The following is a 10,217-nucleotide window of genomic DNA, read 5'->3' as shown; positions in this document are numbered from 1 at the left end:
TTATTAAAAGAGTCAGTTAAATTACACATTAAACAAATAATTCACGGTTTAGATATTGAAAGATTGGCTGCTTTAGTTATGGAAGTAGGAAAATATGTCAAAGGTGAAAAGGTAACAGGAGCAAAGGTCAGCGAGTTATTTACGAGTGTTACAACTGATGCCAAAGCTTTGACTTTTGAGCAAAAAATGAACATCGTTAGGCAACTCATTAAAGATGAAAAACCATCGATTATGAAAAGATTGGGAATCAACTCGCCATCGCCAAATGACAACGAGGAGCATCTACGGTTCCGGCGCTAACTTATCAGTTATCAATTATCAGGTATCAGGTATCAGGTATCAGATATTTCCATCAATTCATTGATAGGTTAGTTGTTCACTATTCACTGTTCAATGTTCACTGATTTAACTGGTATTGTTATCCCTATTATCTTCAACTGCTCACCTAAGACAAAATTTACTAGTTTCTGACCGCTCACTAAGATTATTTTATCGGAGCGACGAATCAACTGTTTTGATAACTGTCCAGTTATGCCAGTATGCACGAAGAATCCACCACTAGCTCTTTCACTTTCAATACAGGACAGGAAATCTTTGATGTGTTCTGGGCTAATGTAATCAGCGTAACGTTTAACCTGGATTACATAGAGCTTTCCTAAAATCAACACGCGACCATCTATCCCGCCGTCACCGGTGTACCGAAAGTTGCGTTGGATTTGCCAGCCCTGTTCAAAGCAACAAGTGAGTACCAATTCTTCAAAAACGTAAGGCGATATCCTGCGTAGCGTAGCGATTACTACTGGCAATTTGGCTAATTGAGTTATGCTACGAAGCTCAAGTAATACTTGACTAGCGTACTCAATATTATTCAAGTGTTTCTTAAGCTTTTTAGGTAATCTAACCCTTGGTGTTCGCGCTGGGCTTGGTAGTAATTGCAGGGTTAGCGCGTCTCAAACCCTATTGACAAGAGGAATTACCTGATTTACCTGATATGCAATGTCGGGTTGAAAGTGGCACTATCCGAGCTAGGGTAAGATTTAATACATCTAGGTGCAAGGTTCGAGTAATGCCAACAGGATTTGAGAACAAGAAAAGCAAAACCAAAGGATCTTTTGCACCCAGCATAGATAGCAAAGACATTACCACTAAGTTTCAGGAATACTTCACAGAAATCAAAGACCCCAGAGTAGAAAGGACGAGATGGCATTCACTGACCGATATCATCACCATAGCGATTTTGGCAGTAATAGCAGGAGGGCAAGGTTGGGAAGATATTGAGGAGTACGGACTCAATAAACAGGAGTGGTTGGAGACATTTCTAGAACTGCCAGAGGGAATACCCAGTCCAGACGCTTTTAGAAGAGTATTTGAGAAAATTAACCCCAAAGAATTTGAGAAATGTTTTCGTTGCTGGGTAAAATCACTAGTGGAGAAGTTGGGAGTAGAAGTAATAGCTATAGATGGCAAAACTCATCGAGGCTCATATGACCGAGAATCTCAGCTAAAAGCTTTACACACAGTCAGTGCATGGTCAAGTGAACACCGTTTGGTGTTAGGACAAACAAAGGTCACTGACAAATCCAATGAAATCACCGCCATTCCAGCACTATTAGAAATGCTAGACATATCTGGCTGCATCATTACTATTGATGCAATGGGTACTCAAAAATCGATTGCCCAGAAAATTATTGCCGCTGATTCTGATTACGTTTTGAGCTTGAAAGATAATCATCCTACACTGCACCAGCAAGTAAAGAATTGGTTTGAGACAGCCCAGTCCAATGGATTTAAAAATATTAATGTGAGCATGAGTCAACGGATAGAAAAAGGGCATCACAGAATCGAGAATCGTCAGGTTTACACCGTACCAGTGTCACAACTTCCTGCACTTCATGAACAAGATTTATGGGCTGGTTTGACAACAGTAGTTATGGTAGTGCGTTCGATTCAGCATTGGAATCAGACTACCCATGAGGTGCAATTTTACATCACTAGTCTTGCCAGTGATGCTAATAAAATTGGTAGTGCCATTCGACAGCATTGGGGAATAGAAAATTCTGTTCATTGGACATTAGATGTCACTTTTAATGAAGATGAATGTCGAATTCGTTCTCTACACAGTCCACAGAATTTTGCTTTGCTACGTCGCATTGCTCTTAATGCCTTACAACGAGAATCATCTTTCCGTCGCAGTATTCGCCAAAAGTCACGACGAGCCGTTATGAATGATCAGTATATGCTTTCTGTGTTGGCTGCGGCTCTCCCAAATTCAACACTCTCCTAGAATCCAACTGTCAATAGGTTTTGAGACGCGCTAACCCTGGACGTTCAACTGACCCAACCCAGTTTTGAAGAACCGTATTTTGAACTTGTGGTAAAAACCGTTTATTTACCTGGGACAATGCTTTTTGGGTGTTTTCAATCAACTGTTGTTGCTTTTCTAAAGACTTGCCCATTTCGCTAACTTGAGCAGCCAGTTCTGACAAGGATTCAGGTGTTTGTTCATTTTTTTTGAGACTGTCAACCAGTTTTTGTTGCGACTCTAGTTTAGATTGCAAAACAGCCACTTGTTTTTGCAAAGCTTCTACACTGTAAATTCGCTCATTACTTACAACTTCATTTTTCTGTGTTCGGGGAGTTAAACCTAATTTGTCAGTCAGTACTTCTCCATTTTTAATATGGAATACTTTTTCATTACCAATTTTAATAGAAATTGCCCCTTGAGAATTTTTCGGGTCAGACAGAGCTTTTTTTAAGTTCTCTACTATCGTCGGCGTTAAGAAGTTTTTAGAGGGGGATTCTCCCAATATTCCTTGATAAACTTTGCTAGAGCTAGAGTAAATATGAATATCCTTGCTGGGATCTAATCCTTTTTCTTTAGCTTTCGCATGGATGAGTTTGAGAAGAGATTCTAAAATTTCTAGATAATCTCGCTTAATCTCTTTAGCTTCGCCATCATCAATCATTATTTTCACCTTTGAGAATTGACTGAATTAACAGTTCAGGATTAATCGCTACTTCTGGTAAAACTATTCCACCGAGTTTATTAAGAACCTGTCTACCCTCAACTTCTATGTAAGCAAATTCTCCATCAATGCGAATTGCGAATTGCGAATTGCGAATTGTTCGGTCATCGTCCCGTCCCCACGATAACCAAATCATTCTCACTCACGGGCAACCAGGGAACTGGCCCAATGAAGTAAGGGGTGCAAGTTTTCTGCTGGAATGGCGGACGCGCACAGATCCTAAAGAACAAGCCAAAGTCGGCAGTCCCCTTCGATTCATTAACTCCAGTTAGCGCTACTTTGAATCCACTACCATACACTAGCCGCCCTGTTGGTTCCTTCCCACCGTTAACGGCTGCTAGGAACCCATAGCCGCCCAAAACTAGCTGAGATGAGCCTGATGCCCAACGCTTACCATACAAGCTGCCCTGACTGCCAGCAAAATCCCCCATCTCTAAGTATGAGCATTCAATGCCTGGAGGACAGGCGACTGTTAAAGTGCGGTCGCCTCTGACAACGCTGCCAGAAACAAAGTAATCATTCCCAGCCCTTGTGTCGCCCTTCTCTGCTGTGCCAAGTACAACCGATGCAATCCCCACAACGCCTATATCAGAGCTAATAGGCTGAGGCATTTTATCAAAGGGCACTTGACTTAATTTAGGAATTTGATTGACTAATGCTTGCTGCCATGATTTAAACTTTCCTAGCTGAGTTTTGGTCAATCCAGGAATTGAATTAAGAGAATACTTATTTAGGTCAATCTTGTCTAGCGTCAAATCTGCGGCTTGAGGATTTGAGGCTATGGCTTGAGAAATAGTGCTGCTACCCAGTCCAGCAGCACCATTCCTAGAAAATAGATCGGCTAGTGGGGGAACTTCTGATAGGCTCAAATTGCTTAATTCAGGCATTGCTTTAACTAATGTTTTTGGCGTTTGCCATTGCATTAATCCAAAGTCTTTGAGGGTGGGTTTGGTGGTTGTGGCTGTAGTGGGCAAAGCCACCGTGTCAATAGCCTTTAAGCTCAAGTCCGACATCTTAAAAGCATCATCGGCATCGCCCAGCATCACAACAGAGTCTAGTTTTTGCCCTGCTGTCCACGAGCGCGAGGGGTCGTAGCCAAAAACTGAAATCAGGTTTTTAGGGATTCTTAAAAATCCTGGCTGCTGAACGGGTGGCAAAGTATCCCATGTGATTTTCGACCAGTCGGGGGCAGCCGTCTTGTACAAGCCTTGTGAATAATCGATTGTCGGTGTCTGTGCGACTGAGGCGGAAAGCGGAACTACTGAAGCGATCGCAGTCAGTAGAAAGAGTTTAGATTTCATCATTTTTATTGGTGTAATTGGGACATTTTTCTTTCACTTTTAAACCTACGCAAATACAAAAAGTGTTTAGCTATTCACGAATATATCTTAAGAAATCGCTCACAATCGCCCCCATTCAAGTAATTGATGAAAAGTAGTTTTATCGACCTGAGAAAGCGAAATTGCCTCATCTATTGTCTTGCCACGCCGTAATAGTTTGATAGCATCTTGCACCTTGTTCCATGTGGTAGATCCGGGTTTAACTTGACCTTTGCGCCCAGCTTCTGATAGCCCAAAAGCGAGGGCATTAGCATCATTTCTCTGAATCGCACCATTTAGCATAGTCCCAGGATTGGGGCGCATTAAGGCAACAGGCTGAGGCAGAGGGACTTTTATTGTTTGTGGTGGCGGCGCTGATTGCGGTTTTTCAACTGTTAGGGGAAGTGGCGTTCGCGGACGGGTAATGGGCAATGGGCGATCCGAATCAGATTTAACTACCAAGCTTGTATAGGCTGGGTTGCCTGTGGCGGGAACTATCTTAAACTGATATTGCTTTTGGCTGGTAAGTAGTGTAATTTGAGTGCTACCATCGCCGCTTGTGGACACAGGAAAATCGATTGGGTCAATCTGGCGAAGAAAGATTACGGTCGCTTTACCTCCCGCGCATTCAGAATCGCCGCCTGATGACGGGCATAAACCACCGTTTGAGGTAAAAGCGAAGCGACTTGGATCGCCAATCCAAACTTGCTTGATAGTTTCCCCAGTAGACATTAAATTAATAGTTAGTCCATAGCCTTTCCATACTTTTAATTCGATAGCGCTAGAGTTTGCATCATTCTCGTAAACCGTTCGGATGGGTATCGCCGTTGCTTTTGCCGCGCTAGTTAAGATTAAAAATGCTGCAATAATAGTGGTTTTCTTTAACATTTATATCCTCAGTTACCGTAACGTTATTGTGACTAGAGCGATATTGTTTGATTAACGAATATTTGCACTGGCTTACCAACATCGATCACAAATACTTGTTCTCTACCGCTTAACTGCTGAGAACGGGCGACATTTGAACTTTTGATATTATCGAGAACGCTATTAAATGCACCCTCTCCAAAAGCGGCGGATAGGTCTTTTTGATCGTTGGTAGTAGAGCTAGTAGAGAAGCCATTAGAGTTACTGCTGACTTGAGTTATGGGGCGATTCTGTACTTCGGCAGCTTTGGCGACTCCTGCAACAATAGCAGAGATGAAATTGTTGCCCAGATTACTGCCTCTGCGAGACTCTGCTTTTAAGAAACCACCATCCTTGGCCATTATCAGAACGGCATTTTCTGGCAGTTGCTTTTCTTGCGTATCGCCGTTTATATTGACCAACACTGAAACACCGCGCAGTTTGGCGAAACCCGAACCATTCGACTCTGCTAGTTGAACAACCAGATAAGCGCCCACGGGTAGTACGTCCCTACCATCTGAGGCTTTTAAGGGTTTTGTTAGTTTCACCAAGTAATTCTGGTTGCCAGCGTCACCAGTGCCCCAAGCGATCGGCGTTTCTAATCTGCCCTCTGCGGTGCTGCCAACGAGTACGCGAAGAGCGTTGTAATCAATAGTAGTTTTGCTGACCTCTGCGACTTGTTGCGCTCCTCCCGTCCCTCCTTCTATTCCAGTAACTTTTAGTTCCTCGCCGTCTGACTCATCACCTGAGCTACTAAAACTACCAGCGTTCGCAGCAAGAAGCCATTGCTGCGTGGGATCTAACTTTGCGATGTTCGCTTGGGGACGCGGCTGAGGAATTTGTCTGAGCGGCTGGGCGATCCTGGGCTGAGATTGCGATCCTCTAACCTGCGGCAAAGTGAAGGGCGGGGCTGGCTGACTGGCAACTGGGTAAGAACGTTGTCCGCGCTGCACTGGTTGCATCGGAGGGGTAACAGCTGCGATTGGGGCTGGGGCTAAGGTTGGGCTAGGGGTCGGCGTTGGGTTTGGGCTTGGCAAGCGATCGCGAATCTGCTTTAACTCGTAATTTTGACTAGTCAGAGCAAGCGCTGTTTTATCCTTGCCCGTCTCATTTTCCGGCTCTGCTAGGGGCGTTTGCTCTTCTGTAGGCGGTTGCACAATGCCCTTAGAAAACTTCAGCACATTCATTGAGTTGCCTAGCATTGCCCCAATGAGCGCCACGAAGATAAAGCAAATTAGGGCAACAACGCCCATTTTTAAGAGTGGAGATTGCGAGACTGTTCGAGCAGTAACAATTTCTTCTGGGGCGGGGTTCTCGGAGGCTTGAATTAAATCATTAGCGTGAGAAGTTTTAGCGCCGTTCATGGCGGCAAAATCTTGCGACTCTATTTCAATAGTTGTCTCTGGCAAAGCTGATTGGGTGTTCTGGCTCATAAATCTAAATCTTGGATTTTGTAAATTTCCAACCCCGCTTTACGAACCCTCGATGCGGTTTCTTGAACATCGGACGCAAATCTAGGCAGGGCAGCTGTATCAATCGCCCTGACAAATACAGTTTTGTTAAAAGCGATGGGCTTACCAACTAAATTGCTGCCTTGGAAAACAACAATCTCTGCAACCATATCCACTTTCCATTGCCCGTCCTTAATGCGAGTCGGCTGACTGAGTAGGCTGACTTTTAGGATTGATTGCGTAGACCCATTAAAGACATCGGGCGGCGTAAGATTACCTATCTCCTCAAGGAATGGTGCGCGAAAATCTTCTGACAACGCAAAACCTGAAGCCCATACACTAGTAGTAATCTTGCCTTTTGATGTCGATATCCCAACATCTAACTTTAATTGTTTGCTGGGGTCTATCTTGTAATCATCGGTTGGCTTTGGTAGAGCATTCCAACTTAAAAGCCCGGTCATTGTTTGCCCGATAAAATACGTAATAGCTTGCGGCGATCGCTCCAAGCTGCCTATAGGAAGAACTCTGATAGATTCGCCGTCAGACAATTCTACCAAGGTCGAAGCTTTCGTTTTAGAAAACGTTGCTATTCGAGCAAAATTGACAATTTCTATAAATAGTAAAAGCGTTAATAAAATAGCATTGACTATTAAGAAAATTGGGGTGAAATTTAACTCTTTTCTCTCTAATAATTTCATTTTCGTAACCCCACCGAGAATTTAACCCCACTAGTGAAAGCTGAGAATACAGCCATTCCGCCACCAGTGCCTATGGCTACCGCGAGTAATGGCGAGAAAATGGCTTGCAAAAGTTGCAATAGCAAAGGATTGCTGGAAGGCTTGGAGACTATTGCGCTAGCAATAATACCTACAGTTATCGAGTACGAAATGAGAACCAATGTCAGCCCTAACCAGCCAGCAAGCCAAGCATAAATAGGCTTGCTTTGGAAAGGCAGTAAAGATAAAACTAGGAAGATTGGCGCAACGTAAGCAACCATTAAAAACGATAGCTGAACTACATATTGAAATGCTGCCGATAACCCACTCAGAATCACATAAACAAAGCCTTGAATCGCGCTGTTGATAAGTTCGCCACTAAGGTCTAATGGGTTCCAGCTTCCTGTGCCAGAGCCTGCGCCAGTCTTTTCTCTAGCCTTCTGCGCGTCTCTCCGGGTATTGTCTATGGCATCCTGAATACAAGCTTGTTTAGGGCTTGATTCCGAGCCTTCCTGTTTCTCACTTCCTAGTGTTTCGCACTTAGCTAATGCTGATTGTGCGGCTATAATAAAGCTTTGATCGGCGTTGACATTTCGTATAGCATCCTTCAGATTTACACCGTTTCTCGTAATACTTAGAATGCTCCTATTTAACCCAGTAGATACATTTTTTAATGCCAGGGTGGTGTTTGCCAGAAGAAAGCCATTATTACTAAGCATTACGATTACTAATAATGGTAAGACCATCTCGGAAACGAAGTCGAAGGCAAAGCCTGACTCTGCATATTTCCGATACCATCCAACAGAAGCGAAAGCGACCATTACAACTGCCGCAAGGGTGGAGATAGCGACAACAGCCGTATAAATTGGATTAGTGCCGGACGCTAACTCTAGCCAATCATTCTCAAACGATTTATAGATTAAATCCGCGCCCTCAATAGCGCCTTGAACTATTTCGCCTGAGTTTGTAGTGCCCGTATTTTCTCCAGGCTGTTGCCCCAATGTTTGAGCAAGAAGAATAGGTAGCGTAATCATTGATTCTTCCAGAATGAATCAGTAGAGGCGGCAGATTGGATGATTTGGCGAGATGCGGCGTTGGACTCCTGATTTTTCGCCGCCGCTTGCTCATCCATGCGGTTAGAAATATCGGCAAGATTGATATTTGTAACAGCCAAAGAACGGGATTGTTTTTGCGCTTCTGCATGGATAGATTTGGCAATTACAACGCCTTGCAAGTTTTGAATGGCGACCTTTTTGAGAATGTCTTGGGTGATTACATCATCCTGCGCGGCGATCGCATTTTCACTTGATTGGGCAGTGGCCTCATTAGTTATTGCTGCCTCCTGCGATTGGACTCTTTGACCCTCAGCACCTAGAACCGATTGGGACTGACCCCGTGTATATTGCTGGTTCCAGTCTTTGATAGCATCTCTGGCTTGAATGCGAGGATCTAGTATTAGTAAGTTGCCCTCTTGCTTCTGAATCACTTTCTCGATATTCTTGCCAGCTTTTAGGGGATCAGGAATACCCAAATCGCCAACGCTAGATTCAATTGCCTGGGTTAATTCAGCTGACAGCTTGCCCAAACTTTTAGAAAACTCCCTCTGATAATTATTGATGTAAGTCTGCAAGCTACTGTAAATCTGTTGGAACTGAGTCAGGAATGATTGGTTTTGCTGCGGCTGGGCTTGGGCATTGGCTGGAAGGCTAGAAAAGGAGATCAGAGTTACTGCGCCTGATATCACGATCAATCGTTTGGTATTCAGCATATAAATCATCAAAATTAACTACAAAAGGTCTTCTAGTACAAAATGATTCCACAGTGGCTTGTCTACTTTTTAAATCAAAGGAAACTGCCCGAACCATTAATGTTTTAGATGGGTATTTTTCCTTGTTTAACAAACTAGTAAAGAACGAATCATCAAAGGGCACAGCATTAGGTGGAAGAGTGGAAGCTGGGGTGCGAAAAAGCATCACATAAGCCCCAGGCTTTGTTAAATCAGGGCTACTACCAACTTGCTCCAATCCGCGTAGTAGCTTGTTGTCGTACTTGAGCGCTCTAAGGCTAGGACTGCGCTTAACTGCGTCCTCTCCTAGCCCTAAGTAGACACCACAGTTAGTCTTCGCCTGCTTGAGAGTCTTCTCTTGTTGGGCTTGGTTATGTTGCCAAACCTGAAAAGCTCCTATTGACGCAACGCCTGCGAGTATTGCCGCTAAAAATTTATTTTGGATGAGCGATGATACAAATTTCATAAGGGCTTACCTTGCTTAATGCACTCGACATAATATTTAGAAAATTCTGCCACCCAGGTGAACTTGTCACTGTGAATTTTCTTAAATTTATCTCGCGTGGCTTGTTCTTCTCTGCTATTAGCGACCAACGCCAGCAGGGGATACGAGGGATAATAGCGGCAGCACACATACTTGTTGTTGTAGTCCAACAGCCACAAAGTGTATAGCTGCTGAATATTAGGGACAAAGCTTTCGTTTTTATCGATAATTTCTCTAGGGATGCCCAGCAACTCAGAGAAACTATTAGCCGCGCCTGGGACAATACGCCCAATCAACCGCAATGGCATATTTTGTAATATTTGTTCTCCCGCCTCCGATTTGGCGATAGAGATAACGTCCTGCGCTGCCAGAAACACCCGACAGCCTTGCTTTCGAGCCGTAGCGCATTTCCGACCCGCAAGCCGCGACAATGCAGAAAAACCAAGCAATACGCTAGCCTCATCCATGAAAAATACACTATTGGGCGAGGAGAGGGATTGACGGGACGCGGCGATATATGCTGACATCC

The 10,217-nt window shown here is 44.0% G+C and carries 12 protein-coding genes and 1 pseudogene; 2 read left to right on the top strand and 11 right to left on the bottom strand.

The features are described 5' to 3' along the window. Positions 1-300: hypothetical protein (locus A4S05_RS42435; protein ID WP_176727221.1), on the top strand; the 300-nt coding region annotated here is incomplete at its 5' end. Positions 301-383: 83 nt separating this feature from the next. Here the strand turns inward: A4S05_RS42435 and A4S05_RS37270 are convergent. Further along, positions 384-872, bottom strand: a complete 489-nt coding sequence (locus A4S05_RS37270) for a restriction endonuclease (RefSeq protein WP_069074777.1) — start codon at positions 870-872, stop codon at positions 384-386. A gap of 194 nt (positions 873-1,066) precedes the next feature. Here A4S05_RS37270 and A4S05_RS37265 point away from each other — a divergent pair, with 194 nt between their 5' ends. Continuing rightward, entirely contained in the window at positions 1,067-2,284 is a 1,218-nt protein-coding gene (locus A4S05_RS37265) for an ISAs1 family transposase (RefSeq protein WP_069074776.1), read from the top strand. A gap of 10 nt (positions 2,285-2,294) precedes the next feature. Here A4S05_RS37265 and A4S05_RS37260 read toward each other — a convergent pair whose 3' ends face one another. The 10 genes and pseudogenes from A4S05_RS37260 to A4S05_RS37215 all read right to left on the bottom strand — a co-directional run. Further along, entirely contained in the window at positions 2,295-2,966 is a 672-nt protein-coding gene (locus A4S05_RS37260) for a hypothetical protein (protein WP_069074775.1), read from the bottom strand. After that, positions 2,959-3,162 (bottom strand): hypothetical protein, encoded by a 204-nt coding sequence (locus tag A4S05_RS37255; protein ID WP_069074774.1) that lies wholly within the window; start codon positions 3,160-3,162, stop codon positions 2,959-2,961. The genes A4S05_RS37260 and A4S05_RS37255 overlap by 8 nt, the downstream gene beginning before the upstream one ends. Next, positions 3,131-4,330 carry a hypothetical protein gene (locus A4S05_RS37250; protein ID WP_256091395.1) on the bottom strand — a complete coding sequence of 400 codons (1,200 nt, stop codon included), beginning with the start codon at positions 4,328-4,330 and terminating at the stop codon, positions 3,131-3,133. The genes A4S05_RS37255 and A4S05_RS37250 overlap by 32 nt, the downstream gene beginning before the upstream one ends. 96 nt (positions 4,331-4,426) lie before the next feature. Next, positions 4,427-5,233, bottom strand: coding sequence for a hypothetical protein (locus A4S05_RS37245; RefSeq protein WP_069074772.1), 807 nt, complete (start codon positions 5,231-5,233; stop codon positions 4,427-4,429). Between the two features lie 32 nt (positions 5,234-5,265). Then, positions 5,266-6,684 (bottom strand): hypothetical protein, encoded by a 1,419-nt coding sequence (locus A4S05_RS37240; protein WP_069074771.1) that lies wholly within the window; start codon positions 6,682-6,684, stop codon positions 5,266-5,268. Then, positions 6,681-7,400, bottom strand: coding sequence for a hypothetical protein (locus tag A4S05_RS37235; protein WP_069074770.1), 720 nt, complete (start codon positions 7,398-7,400; stop codon positions 6,681-6,683). Before A4S05_RS37235 ends, A4S05_RS37240 begins: the two co-directional genes overlap by 4 nt. Beyond that, entirely contained in the window at positions 7,397-8,452 is a 1,056-nt protein-coding gene (locus A4S05_RS37230) for a hypothetical protein (protein WP_069074769.1), read from the bottom strand. Before A4S05_RS37230 ends, A4S05_RS37235 begins: the two co-directional genes overlap by 4 nt. After that, positions 8,449-9,186: a hypothetical protein gene (locus A4S05_RS37225; RefSeq protein ID WP_084227406.1), complete on the bottom strand. Its 738-nt coding sequence runs from the start codon at positions 9,184-9,186 to the stop codon at positions 8,449-8,451. Before A4S05_RS37225 ends, A4S05_RS37230 begins: the two co-directional genes overlap by 4 nt. Then, complete coding sequence (locus A4S05_RS37220) at positions 9,125-9,670, bottom strand: hypothetical protein (protein WP_069074767.1); 546 nt, start codon at positions 9,668-9,670, stop codon at positions 9,125-9,127. The genes A4S05_RS37225 and A4S05_RS37220 overlap by 62 nt, the downstream gene beginning before the upstream one ends. Beyond that, positions 9,667-10,217, bottom strand: a pseudogene (locus A4S05_RS37215) (type IV secretory system conjugative DNA transfer family protein); the annotation flags it as partial. The pseudogene A4S05_RS37215 and the gene A4S05_RS37220, both read right to left, overlap by 4 nt.

Origin of the sequence: Nostoc sp. KVJ20 (genome assembly GCF_001712795.1) — a bacterium.
Lineage (GTDB): Bacteria > Cyanobacteriota > Cyanobacteriia > Cyanobacteriales > Nostocaceae > Nostoc.
This window is presented reverse-complemented; position numbering and strand designations above follow the sequence as displayed.

Coding starts and splice junctions, on each gene's coding strand:
- A4S05_RS37265 (WP_069074776.1), top strand. CDS start 1,067: ATGCCAACAGGATTTGAGAACAAGAAAAGCAAAACCAAAGGATCTTTT.
- A4S05_RS37260 (WP_069074775.1), bottom strand. CDS start 2,966: ATGATTGATGATGGCGAAGCTAAAGAGATTAAGCGAGATTATCTAGAA.
- A4S05_RS37255 (WP_069074774.1), bottom strand. CDS start 3,162: ATGATTTGGTTATCGTGGGGACGGGACGATGACCGAACAATTCGCAAT.
- A4S05_RS37250 (WP_256091395.1), bottom strand. CDS start 4,330: ATGATGAAATCTAAACTCTTTCTACTGACTGCGATCGCTTCAGTAGTT.
- A4S05_RS37245 (WP_069074772.1), bottom strand. CDS start 5,233: ATGTTAAAGAAAACCACTATTATTGCAGCATTTTTAATCTTAACTAGC.
- A4S05_RS37240 (WP_069074771.1), bottom strand. CDS start 6,684: ATGAGCCAGAACACCCAATCAGCTTTGCCAGAGACAACTATTGAAATA.
- A4S05_RS37235 (WP_069074770.1), bottom strand. CDS start 7,400: ATGAAATTATTAGAGAGAAAAGAGTTAAATTTCACCCCAATTTTCTTA.
- A4S05_RS37230 (WP_069074769.1), bottom strand. CDS start 8,452: ATGATTACGCTACCTATTCTTCTTGCTCAAACATTGGGGCAACAGCCT.
- A4S05_RS37225 (WP_084227406.1), bottom strand. CDS start 9,186: ATGCTGAATACCAAACGATTGATCGTGATATCAGGCGCAGTAACTCTG.
- A4S05_RS37220 (WP_069074767.1), bottom strand. CDS start 9,670: ATGAAATTTGTATCATCGCTCATCCAAAATAAATTTTTAGCGGCAATA.